The sequence below is a fragment of the Daejeonella sp. AP26 genome (assembly GCF_056680515.1).
In genome coordinates this window covers 2,874,584-2,899,148 of sequence record NZ_CM155286.1, presented here as the reverse complement: position 1 = coordinate 2,899,148, position 24,565 = coordinate 2,874,584, and the positions used below count along the sequence as shown (strand labels likewise).

Sequence of the window (24,565 nt, the reverse complement as noted above, 5' to 3'; positions counted from 1 at the left end):
GACTTTCATCTGGCTGGCAGAAAAGTCCCGGTAAAAAAGGAATACCTTGTTGCAATCATCGATAGATTGACTGCAACAAGCTCGTTAGATTCTTAGAAATAATTTAGGGTTTAGTGGCTTGTCATTACGCCTTACCTCATAGTGCAAATGCGGACCGGTTGACCTACCCGTAGAACCTATTTTGCCAATAGGATGTCCCGCGGGTACTTCCTGTCCAACTTTTACTTTAACCTTCGACAGATGAGCATAGAGGGTTTGGTAATTATTAGGATGGAGTATTCTTACACACTTTCCATAGCCACGGTACCAGCCTGCACCGATTACCACCCCTTTTGCAGTACTTTTTACAATATCGCCGGTCCGTCCTTTAAAATCAACTCCCGCATGGAATTCCCTCCCACGGGAAGTAAACGGATTAGCCCGATATCCATATCCTGAAGCCTGGCTGTTTTGATACGGATAGCCCATCGGGATAGCCTGCATCTGTTTCATCAGCGACTGTAAATAGTCGTTATACAACCTTACTTTTTCCTCATCGGTAAGCAAATCTTCCTGATTTTCTCCGCCAAGAGCAGTATTGATTTGTTTAACACCTCTCTTCTTCAGGTAACTGTTAATATTCTTTAGTTTATCTTGTATCCCATCAAGGTATTGTTCAACATTCGTAGTGTCTTCTTTAATTGGGCTTTTAACTTTAAGGGTTTTCAGTTCTTTCGTCAGGCGAACGTTAAGCGCTTTATCTTTCTTGTTCTCTTGAGCTAGCTGGTACATATAGCCTAACAGCAGCCCTAAAGAAGCAATAAAAACTGCGATGTAGTACTTAAGTCTCTTAAGGTGTTTGGTTTGGATTTGGAAGGAACTGGTCTGTTGCTGATATGAGCCGGTAACAATTATAGTGCTCACACATTTTTTCTTTTCACTCATCTATTTTCAATTTTACCGCTGGTGCTCAAGGTCATTGCAGCACAGGCGGTCTTAATATTTAATTAATAGCATGCAAATAATAAATAGCCGTTAATATAGGAAAGCAGAGTCGCTAAACTGGGAGAGAGATAATTAGACTGGTCCGGGAATTACCCTAATAATACTACCTTGCCTTTCGGAGGTTTTATTTGTTCCCGGAAGATAATAGAGAGTTACTACGAATTTAGAAGCAAGCCCTCTTTTACCATTGTTAAAGCACCGTTATATACTCCGCCAAATTCTATATGTAAACGGGCAGTCTTTATCTCCCCATTTACACAACCTGAACTTTTAATCTCGAGAGAATCAGCGTCAATATTCCCATTTACAACACCGTAAATGATCAATGATTTTGTTGTTATATTTCCTTTAACCAAACCCTTCTCGCCAATAATCGCCCCTTCGTCTATATTCAAATTTCCTTGTACAGTGCCATCTATACGAATAACGGAATCTGAATTAATATCGCCTTCTACCTTACATCCTTCATTAATCAGGTTTAATATTTTTGTTTCACCCATTTTAAAAGGTTCTTTCTTATTGAATATTGCCATTCCTTATTCTTTGCTCAAACCAAATTAATCTTCCATTCAGTAACCGCAGTGCAAGGGTTTCAGGAGCAGCTCAAACCTTTTTTTGTTAAATATTTACCCTGTTAATTTCCACTTCGTTTACGGCAACCCAAAAAAAAGAGTTACAAAAAAAAGTCTGAAACATAGCACTTCACAGTGCAGATAAACTTGAACAGTAACGTAAAAAGGGAGCGAAAGATATAACGATGACCAAATTTTGTTCAATACTCTCTCGAAGACACGTAATAAGACCTTAGCATGACGATGGTATCTCTTAAGCCTTGATCAGGCTTCTGATATTTAACAATTCACCAAATAGAACCAAAATATCGCCCTCCTGCATTACCGTCTGCGATGTAGCGATACCTGATGCTTCCTTCGCGATATTGGGCTGGCCATCTGCATTGTATTGTTTAATTAAAGTGAGTACCAGCACCCCGTATGAATTAATAAAGTCGGATTTATGCACTGTCTTCCCGATAAAGCGTGGTGGTACCAGGGTTTCAACAATACTATACTTCTCCGTGATTTTAAACGAATCTATTACTTCGTCCAGATCTAAACGCATAGCCAGACGATCTGCAGATTCTACTTCCGGCAAAATATATTCCTGTATAGCCATGGCTTCTAAAACCGTTTTCTGAAGATCTGAAACCACCCTGCCAATAATTCTCTTGACGTTCAGCTGCTTTAATAAAGCGACAGTTAATAGTGAGGCTCCTTCATCTTCACCGATGGCTACAATTACCGCATTTGCATCTTTTAAGGGCAAAGAACTGACCGCATCTTTATCTGTCGTATTCATGCAAACTGTGTGAGTGATGTCATCCTTCAATTCTTCAACCCGATTCATCCTGTTATCAACACCAATAACTTCATGCCCCATCTCTGACAGGCGAACAGCCAGTGACGTTCCAAAAATCCCTAAGCCTAATACGATAAATTTCATGAGAATAAATTGTTATATAGTGATTGCATACTTGTCCAATGTTTTCAACTGGTAATTTGCTGACCTAAAAAAGTACATGTTCCTCCGGATATTGAAAATTCTTTGCATGCATGCTCTTAATCAATGATACAAGCAGAGTTATCGTGCCCACCCGACCTACAAACATGGTACAGATGATCAAGATCTTTCCGGGAGTGCTTAGTGATCCTGTAATTCCGAGGCTTAGTCCGACCGTACTATAGGCCGAAAAGCTTTCGAACGCTAAGGGCAAAAGTCCTTTGTCACCGTCGGTGATCGCTAAAAGGAATATAGAAATCCCCAACCAGATTAATGATAATGAAATAATAGCGAAAGACTTTCTGACCGACTCGTTGGAGATCTCGCGTCTGAACAGGTTAATTCTGTCCTGGTCTCTCCCTACGTTGAGAATGTTTAATGTTGCTACGGCAAGTGTAGTCGTTCGGATACCTCCACCCGTTGAACCAGGCGATCCGCCAATCCACATCAACAAAAGAATGATCATGATGGTCGGAAAGGAAAGGGTCGCCATATCGACGGTGTTATAACCGGCAGAACGGGGGGTAGCACCTGTAAAAAAAGCAGTGATTACCTTTCCGAAGGTGGTAGGGTGTGCTGCCAGTGAATTGTCGTATTCCAGAATGAAGAATGTGACAAACCCGAATACCAACAATATAATGGTGGTATAGAAGATAAGCTTCGAGTTAAAGGTCATAATCCAGGGCTTATGTTTGACTCGTGTGCCGTGAACCAAACGCCTATAAAACATAGCGAACCATCTTTTAATAAAGAGCTGAACATTTAAAATAATGGCAAAGCCCAGTCCGCCTAAAATAAATAAGGAAGCTATGATAAGTTGAAGGGAGTAATTAAACCTGAGCTTTTCGTCATATAGGCCCGCAGAAAGAGTTGAGAATCCGGCATTGCAGAAGGAGGATACAGCATGGAATATGGAGAAATGAATCTGATCCCCGGGATCAGTGAAATGGGCACTATCTACGGAGAGATAGATTAGGAGAGCGCCTGCAATCTCAAAAGAAAATGTAAGAAGTACAATATTAATCAATGACCTGATCACTGAGCCAACTCTTTTCTCATCCATAAGCTCAGAAAACATGATCTGATTTTTGTAGGATGAACGTCCGGTAAGGAAGTATCCAAAGAACCCAGTAAAGGTCATTATTCCTAACCCGCCTAATTGTACAAGTATTAAAATTACATTCTGACCAAACAGGCTGAGTTGGGTACTGATATCAAATACGGTTAAACCGGTAATGCAAACGGCGCTAGCCGACATGAATAGAGCATCAGTAAAATTGACTCTGTTTCCTGTAGAAGAGTGTGGTAGCGAAAGCAGGCCGGTACCAACAGCAATAAGAATTAAAAAGCTAAGTACAAATATTATGGTAGGGTTTATGTGGTACCTATTAAGTAGCATTCTGGTTGATTGAGCCCGTCGTGTGGCGATACAAAACTAACGGAATTATAGAATCTGTAACTATTATTTACGTGTCAAAATGCTGGACCAGGCAGCTTCATTCCGAAACAGATAGTTCCTTTTGTAGTATTCTATTAACCTCATCGGCGTTTGTAAAGACGCACAAATGCCCGCTACCCTCAACTATATAGTCGGCATGGGCCAATTTTACCGGGAACGTTCGGTCCTTGCTTCCATGAATGTGGATGTGTGAGCCAATACTGGTGCTGTTCTGCCATCTGCTAATTTGCTTAAGCGCCCACTTTAAAAACTGCGGGTCGGTTTGCCTTTGAAATGCAGCTATCAGTGCCCGGGCTTCTTTATCTAGCGGGCCAAAAAACCAGCCCAAGAAGCCGGATACATAAGTTGGAGCTGCATTTGGCACCAACTTGTAAAGTCGTAGCCTACCCGCCAGCCGGTATACGGCGGGTAATTCAAACCTAGTTTTCACCGTTGAGAACAGGATTAGTTTTTCGGGCTTCAAGAACTTACTTATCTCAATGGCAATCAACCCTCCAAACGACAATCCGGCTAACATGAACGGCTTACCGTGATCTATGTTTACGGCCAGTCGTCGGGCGTAAGCCTCAATGGTGTCATCAACTTTAACGGGTTCCCACGATATGTGCTGTATGTCATAACCCGCCGGAAGCCTGATTTTTTGGAAAGCTCTTTCATCTGCTCCCAAGCCACTTATAAAATATACAACCATTGCCTGCAAAATAAGTATATAGGAGAATCAAATACCCCAATAGATGATTTTTTGTTTGAAGGATCTGCTCAGGCTTTTATGTTGTACCTATTTTCCCATAAGTGTTGTTTAAGAAATGTATTTATTTTATTTTGTATAATGCAGATTTTCAATAAATTGTGAATTTTTTAAAGCGCTATTAAATCAATTTGATTAATTTCCACGATTCCAATTAAGATGAGATTAGCGCACGCTCGACTTTTTTTGGTCGATATTCATAAGCGGGGCCTGTTTCATTTTCTGAAACCTATAGAATAGATTTTTAGTACACTGTATTATTATGCGGAATTTGGCGTTAAGAAATACTAAACCAGGGGAAGAGTTGAAAAGAACCAATTTACCATTCAGCATGCTTTGCAAAGCAGCTTTGTTATTATTTATCGTGATTGCAGGGGGCTTCAAGCCGACAATCAGCAAAGAATTATCCATTAATAATCTCAACGGCTCAGGTGATATTGCATTATCTGCGGTTCTTCTCAATAATGAAGCAGGCACCATACCATTGAAGGCCCTGGCAGATCGACACATTGCAAGTTTAAATGCCGGCTCAGCCTATTCCTTTGAGTTTAACGCTATGCTGAATAATTACGCAGAGGTGAGTAGCCGTGAATTCAAAAGCATCACAAGCGTCGATCAACTCAGCTCATTTAACACCCTCATATTCCAGGTTACTGCTGAAGGGCTGCTTGACGGGAAAACCATTAAATTCATTCAACAAGCTGAGAAGAGTAAGGAAGTGATTGTGGCCGTTTTTGGTAATACCGCTGCACTTGCTGCACTCGATTCGTTAAGTATCCCGGTTATCTGGAACCCGGAGCATACGGCACCAGCTGCTCAGACGACTGCAAAAATCATATTTGGGGGCGAGGTTACCGAGGGCAGGCTGCATCAAACAGTAAGTGCCAGATATATTGACGGTGCAGGTTTCAGTACGCAGAAAACAAGGCTGGGCTATGTTAATCCGGAGCAGCTCGGAATCAGTTCTGTCAGCCTGGGAAAGATAGATGCTATAGTAAACGATGCTATCCGTCAGCATGCAACCCCGAGCGCCGTGGTGATGGTTGTGAAAGACGGAAATGTTATTTTTAATAAAGCCTACGGATCTCATACTTATGGTGGTGAAATACCCACTAAGACCGATGATATCTATGACCTGGCGTCTGTTACAAAAATTGCTGCCACCACTATGGCCGCTATGAAGCTTTACGATGAGCACAAATTAAATTTAGATGCAGGCCTTGGGACATATCTTGAGGATGTAAGGAACACAAATAAAAGCAATATCCCCGTTCGGGATGTTCTGTTACACCAGGCGGGCTTTGTCAATCTTGACTTCTTCAGTTATCTGAAGCCGCAGGATCATAGCGTTGACTCATCGTTTCTTTATTCGGTAAAGTTGGCTGACAACTATTATTTGCGCAATAATTACTATCATGATGTGATGTGGAAGAAGATGTTGGCGACACCGCTGCCAACTCGCGGCCGGTATGTGTATAGTGATATCAGCATGTATGTGATGAAAGAGATCATTGAAAAGCAGACCTTTCAGCCGTTAGACAAATATGTATCTCAGCAGTTTTACAGTTCCCTGGGGATGCATACAGCGGGCTTCAATCCGATCAACCACTTTAGTAAAGACCGTATTGTGCCAACCGAGCGCGATACGTATTTTAGAAAAACACTCCTGCAAGGTATTGTTCATGATTCAGGTGCTTCAATGGCCAGCGGCGTCGCCGGTCATGCCGGATTGTTTGCCAGCGCGAATGATCTGGCTATTTTAAACCAGATGTTATTAAACGGCGGAAGTTATGGGGGGCAGGAATATCTGAAGCCGGAGACAATTAAGCTTTTTACTTCCCGTCAATCAGATGTAAGCCGTCGCGGTCTGGGCTTCGATAAAGGTGACGGAACCGGTTACCCTTCCGATAATTCTTCACCCGATAGCTTCGGTCATACCGGTTACACAGGTACTTGTGTATGGGTAGATCCGGCTGAAAATCTGGTTTATATTTTTCTTTCTAATCGCGTATACCCATCAGCCTCAGGCAAATTAAATAGCCTGCGCGTTCGCCCACGTATTCACGAGGCTATTTACGAAGCTATCAAGCAGTCGAAGGAAAACTTTGCTAATGTAGAGTAGGGGCGATTGTATTAAATGCTAGTCGAGTACTCAGCAGAGGAAACCTGGTTTCTGACGGCAGTGCTGCGGAGTGTTGCCCTATCATAAATTAGCCAAATCTGACACCACTCAAACCTTGTATAGTCGTGGCTGTTATTCTGGGGGTAAAAAGATGAATTTTTACTTACAGATCACCCGCATTATGTCCCTATCAGATGAACAGTTTCGTGAAGAGTTTAAGCCACTGCAAATTCCTGCCACCTTTTCCGTTAACGATAGCCAGGAGGATAAGATCCTTTATGCTTTAGCGATACTGGAAGAAGCGACTGCAACTGAAGTCGCAGATAAGCTGGAAGAATTGCAACCGGGTATTAAAGACGAGCAATTGATCGAAAGCACCAGTGAATACTTAGGGCAGCAATTCAGGAAAGGCTTGCTTAATGGTGGGAAGAAAAATGGGAAGGCGGTCTATAATTTGAGTAAAATTACCAGAGCTAATGAAGGAGGTGTTGACCCTGATCTTATCTGGAGTTGATTGATAATATCAGCAGCTTTAATTAACTAATCAAACTTTAATCGCAGGGTAAAGAGTTGGGTTTTACCCTGATCATTGTCCGACACCAATACGGCCTTAATCTCCGATGTATCTGAAATCAATGTGCAGATAGACTCTATTTTGTGAACAGCAAACTTCGGGTGCAGTTCCGATAGTGCAAGCCATTCATCAGGTTTAATAGCAGCCTTAGCTTTCTTTTCCGAAAAATTATAAATAGCCCCCAGATAACTCTCGCCAATCTCACCATCGTCATAGGCCGTAGCGGTATTTTCTTTGGAAGCAGTAATCAACATGATATCCAGGTGACCCAGGTACGACATACCTGATATCCCTGCATCATCGGGAAGGTCAATCGGAACGATTGAAGGTGTCTGATCGTCAGGGAAATTGACTGCGGAAGTATAAGTTAGATAGTTTTGCTTGTTGGTCAGGTTACCGCGACTCCCAAATATCAGCCTGTCCTTCACTACTGAGGCTGCTTCTATATTTAACTCCGGAATTCCGGCCTGATGAAGCTTTTTGTAAAAGCTTCCCAGGTCTACGCGCTCAACCGCCAGTGTCTGTGGATCAAAACAGAAGGCGCTATCTCTTTGTGGTGATAGAGAACCGGAGCCGAAGAGCCATAATTTAACCTTATTGTCTTTTATAATCCATTCAGAAGATTCGATATCTGCCTTCTCCGCTTTGTGAATCCGGTATTCGTCGTTTACAAAAAAATGAATTTCCCGCTTCTGATTTAACGCACTATCCAGTATAAGTAACTTCGAAGCGTCGTCTCCCATCAGGTAAAGATGATCATCGAAATAAGTGATGGTAGAACCTGAAGGATATTCAGTTAATGTTTGAGATGTTATAAATTCTGTGAACATGTGTTTATTGGTTTTCTGATCCGCACTACAAGCCGACAATACCGCAAAAAGGAGGAGAAAGGATGTTCTGAAAACGGAAATATAGCTTATCATGAATCTTTAACAGACAATCCTATTTTAGCATTATTGTTTGTTCCTGTATTCAAGGATACACCACAAATGTTTTGGTTTATGGTACAGGTTATCGATTCGTTAAGCCCAACAAATTCTGACTATAAGCTTCACTGACCGGTAATTTTCTTGCATTAACGGTAACCTGGTGCCGTTCTATTTTGTCAACCTTATTGGCAGCAACAACATAGGAGCGGTGTACACGGATAAATTTTTCTGCCGGAAGCAGGTCAACGGCCTCATTAAAGGTACTACGCGACAATATATTTTTGTCTTTCAATGCGAAGGTTACATAATTGCCCGCAGCTTCCAGATAAAGGATCTCATCAAAATGCACTTTGTGCTGCTCGAAACCTGTTTTAATATACAGATGATCATTGGCAACTGCACTGTTTCTGAAATTAAACAACTCAAAGGCTTTGTTGCAACCCTTAATAAAACGGGCAAGTGAAAAAGGCTTTAGCAAGTAATCTACTGCATCCAGCTCGAAACTGGCCACGGCATGCTCAGAATAAGCAGTGGTGAAGATTACCATTGGCTTTTTGCTTAAGCTGTTGAAGAAATCAATGCCTGAAATGTCAGGCATTTTTATATCCAGAAAGATGAGATCAATCGGCTCCCGCTGTAAATATTCCAGGGCTTTAAAAGCATCGGTAAAGTCGGCTTTAAGATTCAGGAACGGAACCTTTGAAGCATGCGACCTAACTACTTCGAGGGCTATCGGCTCGTCATCAATGGCAATGGCTTTCATTATCGGAATTTCAACAAATTAAATCGATTTATTCCAGTTCAATGGTCAGGTGGATAAAAAATTCTTTCCCTGTCTCACGTACTATTAATTCATGCTTCCGGGGATATAGCAATTGCAAACGTTGTTTCACGTTAGTTAGTCCGATTCCGCTTTTGTCTTTCTCCGGATCATTATCAGGTTTCAGATGGATGCTGTTATGAACATCGAAAAACAGCTTATTGCCATGTACCTGCAGCGTGATCTTAATATGGGAGGCCTCACGAAGACTGATTCCATGCTTAAATGCATTTTCTACAAACGGGATTAAAAGCATTGGGGAGATCTTGAGCGGCTTTAATTGTTCCTCAATGTCGGCATGTATCTTTACCTCAGGACTAGTGTCTGTACGAAGCTTCTGTAAACTGATGTAATTATTCAGGTAATCTAACTCACGGGTAAGAGAGATCTTGTCCTGCATATTTTCCTGAAGCATAAAACGCATCATATCTCCTAATTTCTCAACACCTTCGCTTGTGCGCTCTGCTTTTTCCTGTAGAGCGGTACCATAAATAGTATTCAGGGCATTGAATAAAAAATGAGGATTGATCTGTGATCGCAGAAAGTCCAGATCCGCATTTGACCGTCCGAGGGCCGTTTTCAAGACAGTGATCTCCTCGCTGCCTTTCAATTGCCGTTTATAAAGGATCCAGCAGAGTGGTGCAGTGATCAGAAGCTGAAAAGCGATATTAAAGAGATTGACAACAACGATCATTCCCTCGTTACGGTTTTGCAATAATAAGAGCATTAGCAAGCTGACCGGCAACACAGATAAAATTAGTGGAGGTATTATGATCTTCAAATAAGCCCAGAAAGGTTTCTTTTTATTGATGCTCTTAGGAATCAATTCATAGAAAGAATACAGGTATAAAGCGATTCCAAAGGAGACGGTAATAGCCCATATTGCAACAACCACTTTATCAGCGTTGCCTATAATTAAAACAAAAATACTGATCATCCACAGAACGATAGCCATTAATCCGTCGTGGGTGATAAACTGATAGCGTGCTTGTATACTTTCCGAATTAGCCAGAAGAAATTCGCCGGCATACTTAATTGCCGAGTAAAAGCCATACATCAGTAAAAGCCAGGCGGAGTACACAAAAGCGTTCTGAAAAATATAATTGTAAGCGTTCTGGATTGATGTATACTTAATAAGCAAATGACTTTTTAGCCAGGTATCAGTAATGCCAATTACAAGTCCCAAAACAATATAGATGAGCACGATCAGGAATGAATTCTGCACGATAGACTGCTTTTTCGTTATCGCTGGTGTGATCCGGAAATTCAACAATAAAAAAGCAAAGTACAAGGTGCTGTAACGAATCAGCTGCGGAAAAAAGTAGTGCTGATAATAATTGAATTTCAGGTTTCCTTCTTCAAACAAGTAACTGTTTGGGGTCCAGATATTTGATCCTTCATTGGCAACAGTGTTAGTGATCAGGGTGAATACAACAAAAACGAAAATGGTTGTTGCTGCCCAAAACTCTACGCGGCTCAGGTTCTCCGGTTTATTAATAAAATCTTTCATTCTGTAGTTAAGTATAAGCAAAGACATGCGTTTAGTTTTTAAATAATATCATGAACAATGATAATACTGCCTAAACCAACCCGGTAACTTATGTGACGGATTGCCGCAAAAATGTGATGAGTGGGGGGATTAGCCAGGGATTTTATAATTGCTTTTTGAAAAATAAAGCCTTAACTTAAAACTAAAGATTTAGATGGGGACATTGAAGTTTAAAAACTGATCTGTATGACTATTGAAGCGAAATCTGTTGATGAATACTTAGAGGAGGTTCCGGAAGAGCGACAACAGGCATTTATAAAACTGCGGGCACTCTGTCAGGAAAACCTGCCGGGCTATGAAGAGTGTATAGAGTATAACATGGTTTGTTATAAGAGGGATCACGTTGCAGAGATCGCTTTTGCTAATCAAAAAAACTACATTTCTTTTTACCCTTTAAAATCGGAGGTGATGCATAAAAATGAGCACTTGCTGACAGGTCTGAATCACGGCAAGGGTTGTATCCGTTTTTCAAGCCTCGGCAAGATGGACTTTATGGTCATTAAAGAGATTCTTATAGCTACCGCCCGGTCAATGGCAAAAGCTTACTAACTTTAAACAAACATATAGGTTAGCGGCGAGTTGTCCCGCAGGGGTTAGATATCTTTAAGTCCATACTGAGCCAATACATCGGCAGGCACACCTTCCCATACATTCGGCGTATTGCCCACGTAGCCGATATCCTTTATCCCAATCTTACTGGTGTAAAATCCTGATGCCGTAAGATCCCGCATCTTATTAAAGAACACTACCCCTTGTTTCATTTCGGGAGCAGCTTTTTTGGGATAAGCAATAGCGTTCACCATTTCAAGCTGCTGATCTTTATTGCAGGCAACAAAAGCATTCTGATACCGGTTAAGGCACTGAATGTCCAGCCACTTCAATCCACCCCGCATAGGTATCTTATGAGCAGGAATATCTTTCACAATGAATTCGATGAAGGCGGGCACCTCCGCTTCGGAAGCACTTCCCGACACGTCATCAGCAGGGATAATGATATCTGCAAGCACCGTGATGGTCGCCATCTCATGCTTGTCAAAGAAAGTTTCAGCCCGGAGCTTTTTAATCCGCTCCATCTCAAAATCTTCGCGGCCTGCTGTTTCCTTGATTGTGTCTTTATCGATAGCCTTTGGAGCACTGTCAGTTTTACAGGCATCAAGTAACAGTGCAGTACTTAAGGTGGTTAAGCCAATGGCTTTTAAGGAATCTCTTCTGTTCATGACTAGATGTTTTGTTTTTTCTTTTGATCAAGAATGTATTCCGCAGTACGCATGGATAAGGCTAAGATGGTCCAGGTAGGGTTTTTATCCCCTTGTTGAACAAAAGGAGCTCCATCTACCACAAACAGGTTCTTGCAATCGTGAGCCTGGCACCACTTATTCAGAGCAGATGTTTTCGGATCATCACCCATTCGTACCGTTCCAACTTCGTGGATTATCTCCCCCGGCTTCAGCAAACCGTAATCCTCTTCAGGCCCTTTCGGCTTGGAGGTCATGATAGCGCCCATCTCATGGAACATGGAAGCGAAAGTCTCCTGCATGTGTTTTGCCTGTTTCAACTCTGCATCACTCCATTTATAGTGAAACTTTAATACCGGAATCCCAAATTTGTCGACCACCTCTGAGTCTATTTCACAATAATTAGTTTTAACGGCTATGGCCATTCCTCTTCCCGCCATACCTACCTGGGTGCCATAAAACCGTCGGTAATCATCTTTTAGAGATGCTCCAAAACCGCCCGCTTCTTTCACTTTCCCATCACGTCCGGGTACAAGTCCGTTCAGGTTATGAATTCCGCCTCCAAAACCATAAGATGGCATCCCCATTCCACCCCAATATTCTATATGATATCCTCTCGGGAAATTTAAATTCTTATTATCAAGCCACCATGGCGAATAGATATGCACGCTGCCAACGCCGTCCTCATTATAGCGCTTACGGTCCATCAGTTCCGGTAAAAAGCCAGATAAAGATACGCCGGTTGAATCATGAAGATACTTGCCCACAATACCGCTGCTGTTTGCCAGTCCCTGCGGATGTGAAGCCGACTGAGAATTTAAAAGAATACGTGCCGACTCACAGGCACTTGCAGCAAGGATTACCGTACCACCGTTTACCTGGTATTCCTGCATGTCGTCTTTACTAACGTATGACACACCGGTAGCCAGCCCGTTCTTGCCGGTAATAACTTCCCGAACCATCGCATTGGGAATTACCTTTAGATTCCCTGATTTCAATGCCGGGATTACAAGGCAGGATGAGGATGAGAAATCTGCATACACCCGGCAGCTTCTTCCACATTGTCCGCAGTAAAAGCATTGCCCGCGGTCTTTGTTGCCCGGCAGCATCTCTGTTAGTACGGAACCCCGTCCGGCAATTACTTTAACCCCGGCTTTTTTAGCAGCCTTTTTAATGAAAAGCTCACTAAGACGAGGTTTCGGTGGTTTTAAAAACAGCCCATCAGGCTCGTTTTCCATTCCCTCTACTGTTCCATAGACCCCGATCAGACGGTCGACTTTATCGTAATACGGTTTTACATCATCATAACTGATTGGCCAGTCGTCAGTAGCGCCGTCATAGGTTTTTCCTTTAAAATCATGCGGACCCATCCGTAAAGAGATCCGTCCCCAATGATTTGTACGCCCGCCTAACATCCGCGACCTAAACCATTCAAATTCTGTTTTATCTTTATGGGTATAGGGCTCGCCCTCCAGTTCCCATCCGCCGTAGGAAGCATCAAAATCGCCAAAGGGACGAACGGTAGAGGCGCCCCTGCGCGGAGATTCCCAGGGCCATTTAAACTGGTGCGAATCTTTTACCGGATCAAAGAAGGGCCCTGCTTCCAGCATTAGCACCTTAACTCCGGCATTAGCCAAAACATAACCAGCCATACCGCCACCGGCACCCGATCCTACAATTATCACGTCGTACTGCTCTGTAGTTTTTTTGATCTGTAAAGAACTCATAGAAAAATCCGGTTAGACGGTAAATGATTATAACAATTAAAAAGAGTGATTTTTGAAATTCCGCAACCTGCTTTCGCAAGTTAACACAACCGTTCAAATCGTTTTAGCAAGTTGAATAAAAAAAATGAATAATGAAAATGGGAAGCAGCTTTGCATAACCTTGTTTTTTAGTCCTGACATTCAGCATTTAATATTAAAGCTGTACCTGAGAATGATTATGTGATTTTGATCAGGCTTGATTTTATACTAGAATCCCGAATAACAAGCTGAGTAGGAAGGATAACTTTTTGTTCCTTTTTAAGTTTAACTCCTTGCTTCAGCCTTGTCAGCAATAAGTTGATGATTTCATCTGCAATTTGATCAACAGGCTGCGAAATTGCAGTTATTGAAGGATTGTGAAGTTCAAACAGATCATGGTCATCGAATGCGATGATAGCTATGTCAGAAGGGATAGTTATTCCTAAATTCCGAATAGTTTTCAATCCGCTTACTCCCAGGTAGTTTGTAGAGAAAAGGATAGCATCCAGATTTTTATTTCTTTTGAAGAAGGAGGTCATGTGCCTTATAATGTTCTCAGAACTCTGATTAAATCCTATTTCTTTGATATGATGAGCTAATCCGTTTTCGTTCATCGCCTTCTCGTAACCTGCCAATCTATCCTGCATCTGGGTTTGTAAGGAGTCAAGGGTGATGAATCCAATATTCTTATATCCAGATTCAATGAGATATTTAATGGAGTTATAAGTGCTGATAAAATTGTCAATAGTCACAGAATCCACCTCAATCCCCGGAAGGTACCGGTCAAAAAAAACAACGGGAATGTCTGAGTCGATCAGTGCGGCTATATCATCCTCAATTCCCTCGGGCGGGCTAATAATATATCCGTCCACATGTCGTTCGCGGAACATCTGAATAAGCTCTTTAGTTCTTTTTGTGTCATTGTCAGTACTCGAATAGATGATCTTATACCCATTTGCATAAGCCTTCTGTTCAATATGGCGGGCGATATTGGCAAAGAAAGGATTGGAAATACTCTCTACCATCAAACCAATAGTATTGCTTTTGCCAGTGCGCAGGCTTCGGGCAAGGGAGTTAGGTTTATATCCAACCTTTTGGATATATGTCTCCACCTTTTCCACCAGCTTATCACTGATCCGTTTTTCCTTCGCTTTACCGTTTAAGATAAATGAAACGGTAGTGGCAGAGATATTAAGACTATTTGCAATATCAATGATCGATGGCTTTTTTTTCAATTTTAATGTGCGATTATGAGTGCTTACAGCTATTGGATGTATTCAATGGAAAAGTACTGCCTATAACCTCTGAGAGAAAATTATAAGCAGTACTGTCAGTCAATATCAAGAATTTCCGAAAGCAATAGTAAACTTACTATTTGAAGCGATAATTTCTCGGATTTTGCTCTACTTATTTTCGTCAGAATACGAGTAAGGGAAAGATTTAGGAGAAATTCCCCTTTCCTTTTCCGGAGACGCAGACATTTTGAAATTAAGAGTAGCACCTTTCATCAGTTCTTGATGGCTCAGCCAGTTCATATCATGATTCTTACCGTTTACTTTCAGTTCTTTAATGTAAATATTTTCTGAAGAGTTGTTAGGCGCGTTAACAATTAACTTCTTTCCATTCTCCAACTGTACAGTCACTTTTTTAAACAGCGGTGCACCAATTACATACTGGTCAGTGGCTGGTGTTACCGGATAGAATCCTAAAGCTGAGAAAACATACCAGGCAGAGGTCTGTCCATTGTCTTCATCTCCGCAGTAGCCATCGGGAGTAGCCTTATACAAACGATCCATTACCTGCCGAACCCAATATTGTGTTTTCCACGGAGCTCCGGCGTAATTGTAAAGGTATGGCATATGTTGAATAGGTTGATTGCCATGCGCATATTGTCCCATGTTGGCAATTTGCATCTCACGGATTTCGTGGATCACCCCGCCGTACGCACTTTCATCAAAAACGGGTGGCATGGAGAAAACCGAATCAAGCTTGGTAATAAACTTTTCATTTCCACCCATTAAATATGCAAGACCTTTCACATCCTGGAATACTGACCATGTATAATGCCAGCTGTTTCCTTCCGTAAAAGCGCCACCCCACTTAAAAGGGTTAAACGGCGACTGAAATTTGCCATCCTGATTTTTTCCGCGCATTAATCCGCTGGCCGGATCGAATAGGTTTCGGAAGTTTTGGCTTCGGCGGGCATAAAGATCCACCTCAGCTTTTGGTTTCTTTAATGCTTTGGCAAGCTGATAGATAGCAAAATCGTCGTAAGCATACTCCAGTGTCCGGGCTGCATTCTCATTCACTTTTACATCGTAAGGCACATACCCGAGCTTGTTATAGTGTTCTACACCTTCTCTTCCGACAGCGTCTATAGGTCCTTCATTATTGGCACCTTTGATCACGGCTTGGTAGAGCGTTTCAATATCATATCCTCTTAATCCCTTGATATAGGCGTCTGCCACTACCGAAGCTGAGTTTTGCCCGATCATAATATTGGCATATCCTGGACTTGACCATTCAGGAAGCCAGCCGCCCTCTTTATAGTCGTTGATCAGCCCCTCTTGCATCTCTTTATTAATATCCGGATAAACCAGGTTCAGAAAAGGATACAATGCTCTGAAGGTGTCCCAAAAGCCGGTACCGGCAAACATATAGCCAGGCACTACCTCTCCATTATACGGACTCCAGTGTACAATTTTATTGTCCGCATTGATCTCGTAAAGTTTGTTCGGAAAGAAGACAGCACGATACAGGCAAGAATAAAATGTTTTGGTCTGTTCTACAGTACCACCTTCCACCTTGATTTTTCCCAGCGTCTCATTCCAAATTTTGCGTCCGCTGACCTTGGTCTGATCGAATGTCTGACTTCCGATTTCCCTGGTTAGGTTTAGGGAAGCTTGTTCTGCACTGATAAAAGAAGAGGCAACCTTAACATTCACCTGTTCGCCCTTTTTGGTTTTAAAACCGATCACCGCTGCGGTATGATCCGCTAAAAGTTCATGTTTACCTGAAGTGAAGTCTTTGCCGTTCCATGTTCCGGAAAGGGTAAAATCTTTATCAAATTGAAGCACGAAGTAATTTTTGAAGTTCTTAAGTTCACCTCTGCTGTATCGCGTTGAATAGCCGATGATCTTTCTCTCGGATGGTATGATCTTTACGTACGACCCCTTATCAAAAGCATCAAGCACTACGTAGGCGCTATCTGTTTTTGGGAAAGTGAATCTGAACTGCGCAGCGCGCTCAGTGGGCGTAATTTCTGTCGTTACATCATGATCCGCCAGATAAACGCTGTAATAGTAGGGGGTAGATATTTCTGCTTTATGCGAAAACCAGCTTGCCCGTTCATTCTGACCTATATTAAGCTTTCCGGTAACGGGCATAATAGAGAATTGACCGTAATCATTCATCCACGGCGATGGCTGGTGAGTTTGTTTAAATCCAAGGATCTTATCAGCTGCATAGGTGTAAGCCCAGCCGTCGCCCATTTTACCAGTCTGCGGAGTCCAGAGGTTCATTCCCCAGGGAACGCCGATGGCCGGGTAAGTATTACCGTTAGAAAGGGACGGTTTCGAGTCGGTTCCCATCAATGGATTTACCCAGTCGACGGGATCGGTAACTTTAGAAACAGTTTGAGCTCTTAAATTGAACCATGAAAGAGCTAAAAAAAGGATCAGTAATTTATATTTCATCTTGATATTAGTTTAAGGTTTTTAAAATTTAACTCTTGGCGTAATCAGCCCAAAGCTCATATACAGTTTTTCCGGTTAAGCTTTTCCAGGTTTCATCCGTAACGGGTGCCCGCATCTCGAGCGCAACCCACAGCGTAAAAGGTGGATATCAGCCCGCTTAGTATTCATTTCTTAATCATTTTGATGGTATAGGAAGATTGAAATCTCCTTTAAAATTTACGTGGTGATCCAGGCAACTTGCTGCCCCTATTAATGCAGCGTTTTCCTGTAAAGTGGTAATTTTTATGGCTACATTAATCTGCTCAGCCTCTAAAACAGCCTCTAGTGCAGCTGAAAACGCGCTAAATGCCAATGAGATATTTCCCCCAATAATGACTAATTCCAATTGATGTTGTTTAATCAAGGGGCTAATAAACCGCCCCAGATTGTGTCCAAATTCCTTGAATACTAACGCAGCATTTGGATCTATCATCACTAAAGCCAACAGATCTTTTACACCGACCAATAATCTACCGCTCAATTCTTCATATCGTTTTATGAACCATCGGGTTGACAAGTAGTCTTCTGCAATACCCCCCAGGAAATGAGAATCCCATAAAGCTGCATCACTGGAAACACCATTTAGGTGCAAAGCAGAACCTAGTCCGGTCCCTAAAGTTATTCCCAGCGACTTGCCGTAGTCGCGTGCCGCACCGGCAAAAACTTCCCCCTGCAAGAAACCCGCAGCATCATTTATGAAGCCAATATTGACGGGTAAAATATTCAGACGGTTCGCCAGTTCCGCTTTAACATCAACTTTATACAGGGATTGAAATTTTCCCTGTTCTTTAATCAGGCATATTCCATTTGCATAATCGAAGGGACCAGGCATTGCAATGCCGAGTACTCTCTCCCTGATGACCGTGTCTTTAAAAGCTTCATTAATCACACTGCACCAACTATCCAATAAGATATTTGCGTCTTCACTGGAATCTACAAATCTGCGCCTATAGGAAGCGGGAACAATTTTTCGTGTTTCCAAGTCTACAAGAGCCGCTGTAATATGTGAGCCCCCGATGTCAATTCCCAATACTAGAGGCTTCTCCATTTATTATTTCTCAATTGTTATTTGTCAATTTGTACTAATGGTTTTGAACGTTGCTTGAAATAATTATACGCTCAAAAGCTGCGGCTTTTCATTAAATGTTTTCCAAAGAAGTTCACCAAACAGAGTATTTGACCATGCAAACCAACTGCGGGTAAAATTTTTAGGGTCATTCTTGTGGAAACTTTCATGCATAAATCCAGTTCCTCCATGTGTTTTTCTTAGTGATTGAATACAGGATCTGATCTCATCATCATTTTTAGATGTAAGAGCCCTCATAGTGATGCTCATCGGCCAGATCATGTCCTGCCCTACATGTGGTCCGCCAATTCCTTCTCCGGCAGTGCCTTTAAAAAAATAAGGGTTATCAGGAGAAAGAACAAACCGGCGGGTGTTTTTATAGATCTCGTCTTCCGGAGAGATTGCATCGAGGTAAGGTAAACTAAGTAAACTAGGCACATTGGCATCGTCCATCATGTAGGAACTTCCAAATCCATCAACCTCAAAAGCATATATTTTACCATATTTCTCATGAGATACGATTCCGTATTTCTGGATGGCAGCTTCTACCTCATGGGCAAGCGAAAGCAATTCTTTTTGCAAGTCTGCATCCTTGAAGAAGGTATTGACCAGTTCTGCAGCTTGTTTTAAACTTACCACCGCGAAAAAGTTAGAAGGGATAAGAAATGGAAAGATAGTAGCATCGTCACTCGGACGGAACGCGGAACAGATCAAGCCCACAGGATTTACCGGGAAACCAAATCCGGCCATTGGCAGTGAGTCAGTTGGATGAGGAGTCTGACGCTGGAAGCTGTAAGGCCCCAGGTTTGATTTCCTTTGTTGTTCTTTAAATACTTTTAAAATGGTTTCAATCGCCTTTTTCCAACTTTCATCAAAAGGTGATTTATCGTTCGTTTTTTTGTAATAATTGTAGGCTAATCTAATTGGGTAGCAAAGTGAATCAATTTCCCACTTGCGCTCATGGACACCAGGAAGCATCGCTGTTTTATCTGTTTTCCACTCTCCAACTTTATTAGGGTCGCCATAAAATGCATTAGCATAAGGATCCTTAAGAATACACTTGGTCTGGTGGTTGATTACTCCTTTGATAAGATCTTTCAATGGAGCGTCTTCGTTCACAAACTGAAGATACGGCCACACCTGAGCCGAGCTATCACGCAACCACATGGCGTCAATGTCGCCGGTAATTACATACGTATCAGGCTTACCTCCCTTTTCTGAATAATAAACCGTTGTATCTAGCGTGTTGGAAAAGCAATTTTCAAATAACCAGGTCAGTTCAGGGTTTTTTACCTTCTTTGAAAACACTTTAATAGCCGTATCTACTGATTTGCTTTTAAAATGTCTTTTGGAAGAAGCGATCCTGACAATGGGAAACTCAGGCGCCGAGGCAAAAGAAAGTTTAGACGAAATTAATCCTGCCCCCAGCAGGCTTGTGTTCTTTAAAAAAGTTCTTCTTTGCATAATTTACCTTATTTGTGTTAATGAAAAAGGTTTGTCTTCCACTGAAAGGCCACGATTTATGGCTGGCTTGTAGTCCATTTCCAGTTTCAATAAACCTCCGTTTGTAATATCTGAATGTTTTAAAAAGTTCCTTGTAAACGTCTTTCCGTTTAGCGTTGCTGATTTTATATAAACCTTTTCTTTTGAGTTTCCAGGAGCTTCGATAACGAACTTCTTACCGTTATCCAGATGTATAGTAGTTTTTTTAAAGAGCGGGCTACCCATTACGTATTCATCTACGCCGGGCGTTACGCTGTAAAAGCCAAGTGCGCTTAATACATACCAGGAAGACGTTTGTCCCTGGTCTTCATCGCCGGGATAGCCGTTCTCAGTGGCGTTGTAAAGTTTTGACATGATATTACGAGCATGAAACTGAGCTTTCCACGGTTCGTTGGCATAGTTATAAAGGTAAATCATATGCTGAATTGGCTGATTACCATGAGCATATTGGCCCAGATCAGCCATTACCATCTCTGTCATTTCATGGATCATGCCGCCATACGTGCCGACTTTTACATCATTAGGTTCAGAAAATACCGAATCAAGTTTGGCAGTAAAATTCTTGTTACCACCCATTAAATTAATCAGACCGTTCACATCCTGGAAGACTGACCATTGATAGTGCCATGCGTTGCCTTCCGTATACGGACCACCCCATTCAATGGGATCAAAGTTTGGTGTCCACTTTCCATCCGTGTTACGTCCGCGCATAAAACGCGTTGAAGGGTCATAAACATTCTTGTAATTATACATATGGCGCTCGAAGATATCAGAATAAAACTTATTACCGGTTGCTTTTGCCAGCTGATAGCCTGCAAAGTCATCGTAAGCATATTCCAAAGTTTTCGCTGTCGCTTCCCGGTACTTCGGATAGGGAACATAACCCAGCTGGTAATATTCTTTCCAGCCATCACGACCGTTTGCCGGGCCCCATGGTCCCTTATTGGTTGCTTCATGATAGTACGCCTCTAAAGCTTCTTTGGGATCAAAGGTCCGGATTCCCTTTACCCAGGCATCGGTTAGTAAAGAAATGGCGTGGTTCCCGATCATACTGCCCGCTTCACTTGGAAATGACCAGGATGGCAGCCAGCCGCACTGTTTATATGCATCAATTAAAGCCTGCATATAGCGGCCATGCATGGTAGGATGTAATATCGTATTCAACGGAAATTGCGCCCTGAAGGTATCCCAAAAACCTGTATCTGTGAACATATAACCCTGGTGTATTTTGCCGTCATATGGACTGAAATAATAGGGTTGACCTTTTTGATCAATTTCATAATACTTCCTGGAAAACAAGCTTGCCCGGAATAGACAAGAGTAGAAGGTTGCTTTATCTTCCTCAGAACCGCCTTCAACGACAATTTTTCCTAAGGCTTCATTCCAGACTTTTCCCGCTGTTTTTTTAGTTTGTTCAAGATTTCTATCCGCACCCAGCTCCCTGCTCAGGTTAAGTTCTGCCTGTTCCGGGCTAATATAGGACGAAGCTACTTTTACCTGTACTACTGTTCCAGGCTTAAATTCTATATAAGCTCCTTTTCCGCGACCTTCCGCTTCTGTTGAACCTGCCTGGATAGTATTTTTCCTATTCTCCCAGGTGCCGAATTTTTGGATAGGTTTATCAAACCTGATCACAAAAAAATTCTTAAATCCCTCCTTGAATCCCTCCCCATTATTGACAAAGCCGGTGATCTTATTTTCTTTTGGAAAGATTTTCACGCCGCTGATATTGGTATAACCATCCAATACCAGGTAACTCTTTTTCCCTTTTGGATAAGAAAATCTTAAATGTGCGCCTCTTTCGGAAGGAGAGATCTCTGTAACGATCTCATTCTTCAACTTTACTTTATAATAATTGGGTTTTGCTACTTCATCATCATGACTGAATTTTGTAGCACGTTTGTTTTCGTCTACTACCAGTTCATTAATTAAGGGCATAAAAGAAAAAACTGCGTAATCGCGGCTCCAGCTGCTGCATTGATGCGCCTGCTGAAAGCCTCTTATTTCGTCTTTGTGATACTGGTATTTCCAGCCGTCGCCATTTTTACCAGTTTGTGGAGTCCACGTATGCATAGCAAAAGGCAGGGCAGTAGTAGGGTAGGTGTTGCCCCGGGTAAGCTCATGACGTGAATTAGTCCCCTGAAGGGTATTCACGTAATTCACCAGGTCGGTTTCCTGTGCACCAAGTCTTAACGATAGAAAAAGGAGCAAGCAAGTACTTGTAATCTTAAAGTTCATAGACAGTCGTATATATGTTTATTTCCACTGGATATTTACTGAAACACCTTCACTGAAATTTTCTAGTCCCAACAATAGTGTGTGGGTGTTGGCATCCCATTGATTTTTTGTGAGGGTGACATTTTGATCAGATACAAAATGAGAAGCTGAAATTTTCACGGGCTTCGAAGGCAATACTATCCGCATCACATTCACAGTATTGGATGGACTTTTAGCAACAAAGCTGTAATGCTTTCCTTTTACTACTTCATGGCTAACCCTGGAAGCGGCAGCAAGTACCCGGGGTTTGTGACTCTTTAGTTTTTTTAGATCATATAAATAGCCTTGTGTTCCAGCTTCAATCACCTTTTCAGCTAACACAGGTAGGGTTGGATCAAACAGATCGATAACAGGTCCTTTTACATGTAAAGAATTCGTATCGATATTTTCATCCAGTACCGAAGCAATGATATAAGGTCCGCGTTCCAGGAGAAAATTATTTTTAAATTCAAGCTTTCCGGCCTTAGCAAACTGCTGATAAGCCGTTGCAACTTTTGAAATAAAGTCAGCGTCCGCATTTTCGCTCATAACTAACTCTTTGGGATCCTGTCTTACGATAACGGTTTTTCCTTTTTCTACGGTATATACTTGTTCACCGGAATCTGTTTGGATCCCGAGCACTTTGAACAAATGTTCTGATGGACTTGTAAAGCTGTTTAAACCTGTGTTCCACCATTCCTTTACATTTTGGAAAGGATCATTATCCCGGCCATAATAAATTAAAGTGCCTCCTTTTTTTACCCAGGCCGCCAAAGCCTCGTGATATGCCGGAGATAAAGGCTTCATGTTTGCATAGCTCATGATCAGTACCTTGATGTTGCTCAATGTATTGATATTTTCCAAATTTTCTATATGAACCGTTTCTACCGGGATACCCCGCTTAAGCAGGGGAAGTACCAATCCGTAAAAGTTACTAAGCTGGGGATCTTCGTAGCCCTTATGAGTTGGGAAACGCTGAAACATCATCGAATTTGCCAGTAATACAGCTATACCTTTACTGCCATTGATGGAATTTGCTGATGCTGGCATGTCATTCAACGAATTGACCATCACCTGCATTTGCGTAGCGTATTCAGGCGAAATGCCCTGTTTGCCTTCCTTGCCTTCAACATTAAATTTTCCTTGATAAATCCTGTTGGGCCATGGCATAACTTCATAATTGTCAACGCGTGGATATAAGAGCTGTGCGGTGAATGTTGCCTGGTAGTTGCGCTTATAATCGTCCCATGACTTTGCCCGGTCTTCTATAGGATCTGTTAGAAAGAAAACTTTTTTGCCGGTAGGAGCAGTCATGGATTCCATTGATCCGTACTCCAAAAAGGCGTTCTCAAAGACCCGCTCTTTACTTACTCCGTTAAAATAAACCGGTTCCCTGGAGGTACCTGTCCAGACCTGCGCGATATAGCCATCCATACCAGGCAGGTTAGCAAGCGCAGCTTCTGGGCTCACAATTTGCCACGATGAATAGTTGATCAGAGAATGTGTAGGAACATAGCATTTAACTCTTTTCCCTTTTTCCTCACTATAAGATTTGGCGTAAAGGAAAACCTCCTTGAGCGCATCAAAGTATAGCTGATATTTTAATTTAGAAGAGAGATAGGTAGCTTCCGGTGATTCATGCTGGGCAACCCAGGGTGAGTTATAGTACTTTTGCCATTCCTTTTTAAACGACTCACTGTAACCGGCTCTTGCCCAAAACTCCGGTTCTTCCAAGTAGATCGCGGTAACGCCCGCATCTATCGCTCTTTTAATATGTGTTTTTATATAAGTCAGAAAGGCTTTTGAAGGAACAATATACGGAACATCTTTTCCATGCCAGATCGTGTCTCCCCGCATAGTCACTTGTCCGTCTTCCCAATGCGTTTTACCGTCAAACTTACCGGTGAAAAAATCCTGGTATTGCCCCCAGGCGATCCCAGTCATAAACTGGACATTGTATCCTTTTTCCCGGTAGCCCTTGATGCGTTCTTCGAAGTTTCCTCCCGCATCGTTCACACCGTAAACCATTACTACATCTGACCGAACGTCATAGTCGGCTTTCCAGGGGGCAGCAATTTGAAAGGAAGTCTTTTCGCGAATCTCAGTCTGGGCAAGACTAGTTATTGCTAAAAAAAGTATCAGCGAAAAAGCAGTAACTGAGATAGAGTATTTCATTTGTCGCATGTTAGGATGAGATTTGAGACTTAGGATAAGGGGGTTAGTCCAATTTTTTCAGACCAGATCTTTCTTTTCGTAGTTTGGGTCTATTTAAGATGACCGGCTA

19 protein-coding genes are annotated in these 24,565 nt (G+C 42.1%); 3 read left to right on the top strand and 16 right to left on the bottom strand.

The annotated features are described in order from the left end of the window. Positions 1–84: 84 nt before the first annotated feature. The 5 genes from AC1MCB_RS12335 to AC1MCB_RS12315 all read right to left on the bottom strand — a co-directional run bounded on the left by AC1MCB_RS12335 (position 85) and on the right by AC1MCB_RS12315 (position 4,691). Positions 85–924 (bottom strand): M23 family metallopeptidase, encoded by an 840-nt coding sequence (locus AC1MCB_RS12335; protein ID WP_479965026.1) that lies wholly within the window; start codon positions 922–924, stop codon positions 85–87. Between the two features lie 215 nt (positions 925–1,139). Next, positions 1,140–1,517: a bactofilin family protein gene (locus tag AC1MCB_RS12330; protein ID WP_479965025.1), complete on the bottom strand. Its 378-nt coding sequence runs from the start codon at positions 1,515–1,517 to the stop codon at positions 1,140–1,142. A gap of 292 nt (positions 1,518–1,809) precedes the next feature. After that, the gene (locus AC1MCB_RS12325) at positions 1,810–2,484 is read right to left on the bottom strand and encodes a potassium channel family protein (protein ID WP_479965024.1); all 675 of its coding nucleotides are present in this window, start codon (positions 2,482–2,484) and stop codon (positions 1,810–1,812) included. A 64-nt stretch (positions 2,485–2,548) separates the two neighbouring features. Continuing rightward, positions 2,549–3,940 carry a TrkH family potassium uptake protein gene (locus AC1MCB_RS12320; protein ID WP_479965023.1) on the bottom strand — a complete coding sequence of 464 codons (1,392 nt, stop codon included), beginning with the start codon at positions 3,938–3,940 and terminating at the stop codon, positions 2,549–2,551. Between the two features lie 97 nt (positions 3,941–4,037). Further along, the gene (locus tag AC1MCB_RS12315) at positions 4,038–4,691 is read right to left on the bottom strand and encodes an alpha/beta fold hydrolase (protein WP_479965022.1); all 654 of its coding nucleotides are present in this window, start codon (positions 4,689–4,691) and stop codon (positions 4,038–4,040) included. Between the two features lie 361 nt (positions 4,692–5,052). Between AC1MCB_RS12315 and AC1MCB_RS12310 the strand changes: the two genes are divergently transcribed. Continuing rightward, positions 5,053–6,870 carry a serine hydrolase domain-containing protein gene (locus AC1MCB_RS12310; protein ID WP_479965021.1) on the top strand — a complete coding sequence of 606 codons (1,818 nt, stop codon included), beginning with the start codon at positions 5,053–5,055 and terminating at the stop codon, positions 6,868–6,870. 151 nt (positions 6,871–7,021) lie between these two features. Continuing rightward, entirely contained in the window at positions 7,022–7,384 is a 363-nt protein-coding gene (locus AC1MCB_RS12305) for a hypothetical protein (RefSeq protein ID WP_479965020.1), read from the top strand. A gap of 26 nt (positions 7,385–7,410) precedes the next feature. Here AC1MCB_RS12305 and AC1MCB_RS12300 read toward each other — a convergent pair whose 3' ends face one another. The 3 genes from AC1MCB_RS12300 to AC1MCB_RS12290 form a co-directional block, all read right to left on the bottom strand. Next, on the bottom strand, positions 7,411–8,274 hold the full coding sequence (locus AC1MCB_RS12300; protein WP_479965019.1) for a DUF6929 family protein: 864 nt from the start codon (positions 8,272–8,274) through the stop codon (positions 7,411–7,413). A gap of 181 nt (positions 8,275–8,455) precedes the next feature. Then, entirely contained in the window at positions 8,456–9,136 is a 681-nt protein-coding gene (locus AC1MCB_RS12295) for a LytR/AlgR family response regulator transcription factor (RefSeq protein ID WP_479965018.1), read from the bottom strand. Between the two features lie 28 nt (positions 9,137–9,164). Then, positions 9,165–10,730 (bottom strand): sensor histidine kinase, encoded by a 1,566-nt coding sequence (locus AC1MCB_RS12290; protein WP_479965017.1) that lies wholly within the window; start codon positions 10,728–10,730, stop codon positions 9,165–9,167. A gap of 198 nt (positions 10,731–10,928) precedes the next feature. On the opposite strand from AC1MCB_RS12290, the gene AC1MCB_RS12285 reads away from it, so the two are divergent. Further along, entirely contained in the window at positions 10,929–11,291 is a 363-nt protein-coding gene (locus AC1MCB_RS12285; RefSeq protein ID WP_479965016.1) for an iron chaperone, read from the top strand. Positions 11,292–11,335: 44 nt separating this feature from the next. Here AC1MCB_RS12285 and AC1MCB_RS12280 read toward each other — a convergent pair whose 3' ends face one another. The 8 genes from AC1MCB_RS12280 to AC1MCB_RS12245 form a co-directional block, all read right to left on the bottom strand. Further along, positions 11,336–11,959 (bottom strand): gluconate 2-dehydrogenase subunit 3 family protein, encoded by a 624-nt coding sequence (locus tag AC1MCB_RS12280; RefSeq protein ID WP_479965015.1) that lies wholly within the window; start codon positions 11,957–11,959, stop codon positions 11,336–11,338. 2 nt (positions 11,960–11,961) lie between these two features. Then, complete coding sequence (locus tag AC1MCB_RS12275) at positions 11,962–13,704, bottom strand: GMC family oxidoreductase (RefSeq protein ID WP_479965014.1); 1,743 nt, start codon at positions 13,702–13,704, stop codon at positions 11,962–11,964. A gap of 215 nt (positions 13,705–13,919) precedes the next feature. Beyond that, positions 13,920–14,957, bottom strand: a complete 1,038-nt coding sequence (locus AC1MCB_RS12270) for a LacI family DNA-binding transcriptional regulator (protein ID WP_479965013.1) — start codon at positions 14,955–14,957, stop codon at positions 13,920–13,922. Between the two features lie 168 nt (positions 14,958–15,125). Further along, positions 15,126–17,417: a GH92 family glycosyl hydrolase gene (locus AC1MCB_RS12265; RefSeq protein ID WP_479965012.1), complete on the bottom strand. Its 2,292-nt coding sequence runs from the start codon at positions 17,415–17,417 to the stop codon at positions 15,126–15,128. 175 nt (positions 17,418–17,592) lie between these two features. After that, positions 17,593–18,504: an ROK family protein gene (locus AC1MCB_RS12260; RefSeq protein ID WP_479965011.1), complete on the bottom strand. Its 912-nt coding sequence runs from the start codon at positions 18,502–18,504 to the stop codon at positions 17,593–17,595. A gap of 63 nt (positions 18,505–18,567) precedes the next feature. Continuing rightward, the gene (locus AC1MCB_RS12255; RefSeq protein ID WP_479965010.1) at positions 18,568–19,986 is read right to left on the bottom strand and encodes a glycoside hydrolase family 125 protein; all 1,419 of its coding nucleotides are present in this window, start codon (positions 19,984–19,986) and stop codon (positions 18,568–18,570) included. Positions 19,987–19,989: 3 nt separating this feature from the next. Continuing rightward, entirely contained in the window at positions 19,990–22,263 is a 2,274-nt protein-coding gene (locus AC1MCB_RS12250) for a GH92 family glycosyl hydrolase (RefSeq protein ID WP_479965009.1), read from the bottom strand. 18 nt (positions 22,264–22,281) lie between these two features. Beyond that, the gene (locus AC1MCB_RS12245) at positions 22,282–24,456 is read right to left on the bottom strand and encodes a hypothetical protein (protein ID WP_479965008.1); all 2,175 of its coding nucleotides are present in this window, start codon (positions 24,454–24,456) and stop codon (positions 22,282–22,284) included. Between the last annotated feature and the right edge of the window lie 109 nt (positions 24,457–24,565).

Excerpts from the sequence above, each read along its gene's own strand:
- AC1MCB_RS12335 (WP_479965026.1), bottom strand. The coding sequence starts at position 924 with ATGAGTGAAAAGAAAAAATGTGTGAGCACTATAATTGTTACCGGCTCA.
- AC1MCB_RS12330 (WP_479965025.1), bottom strand. The coding sequence starts at position 1,517 with ATGGCAATATTCAATAAGAAAGAACCTTTTAAAATGGGTGAAACAAAA.
- AC1MCB_RS12325 (WP_479965024.1), bottom strand. The coding sequence starts at position 2,484 with ATGAAATTTATCGTATTAGGCTTAGGGATTTTTGGAACGTCACTGGCT.
- AC1MCB_RS12320 (WP_479965023.1), bottom strand. The coding sequence starts at position 3,940 with ATGCTACTTAATAGGTACCACATAAACCCTACCATAATATTTGTACTT.
- AC1MCB_RS12315 (WP_479965022.1), bottom strand. The coding sequence starts at position 4,691 with ATGGTTGTATATTTTATAAGTGGCTTGGGAGCAGATGAAAGAGCTTTC.
- AC1MCB_RS12305 (WP_479965020.1), top strand. The coding sequence starts at position 7,022 with ATGAATTTTTACTTACAGATCACCCGCATTATGTCCCTATCAGATGAA.
- AC1MCB_RS12300 (WP_479965019.1), bottom strand. The coding sequence starts at position 8,274 with ATGTTCACAGAATTTATAACATCTCAAACATTAACTGAATATCCTTCA.
- AC1MCB_RS12295 (WP_479965018.1), bottom strand. The coding sequence starts at position 9,136 with ATGAAAGCCATTGCCATTGATGACGAGCCGATAGCCCTCGAAGTAGTT.
- AC1MCB_RS12290 (WP_479965017.1), bottom strand. The coding sequence starts at position 10,730 with ATGTCTTTGCTTATACTTAACTACAGAATGAAAGATTTTATTAATAAA.
- AC1MCB_RS12285 (WP_479965016.1), top strand. The coding sequence starts at position 10,929 with ATGACTATTGAAGCGAAATCTGTTGATGAATACTTAGAGGAGGTTCCG.
- AC1MCB_RS12280 (WP_479965015.1), bottom strand. The coding sequence starts at position 11,959 with ATGAACAGAAGAGATTCCTTAAAAGCCATTGGCTTAACCACCTTAAGT.
- AC1MCB_RS12275 (WP_479965014.1), bottom strand. The coding sequence starts at position 13,704 with ATGAGTTCTTTACAGATCAAAAAAACTACAGAGCAGTACGACGTGATA.
- AC1MCB_RS12265 (WP_479965012.1), bottom strand. The coding sequence starts at position 17,417 with ATGAAATATAAATTACTGATCCTTTTTTTAGCTCTTTCATGGTTCAAT.
- AC1MCB_RS12260 (WP_479965011.1), bottom strand. The coding sequence starts at position 18,504 with ATGGAGAAGCCTCTAGTATTGGGAATTGACATCGGGGGCTCACATATT.
- AC1MCB_RS12255 (WP_479965010.1), bottom strand. The coding sequence starts at position 19,986 with ATGCAAAGAAGAACTTTTTTAAAGAACACAAGCCTGCTGGGGGCAGGA.
- AC1MCB_RS12250 (WP_479965009.1), bottom strand. The coding sequence starts at position 22,263 with ATGAACTTTAAGATTACAAGTACTTGCTTGCTCCTTTTTCTATCGTTA.
- AC1MCB_RS12245 (WP_479965008.1), bottom strand. The coding sequence starts at position 24,456 with ATGAAATACTCTATCTCAGTTACTGCTTTTTCGCTGATACTTTTTTTA.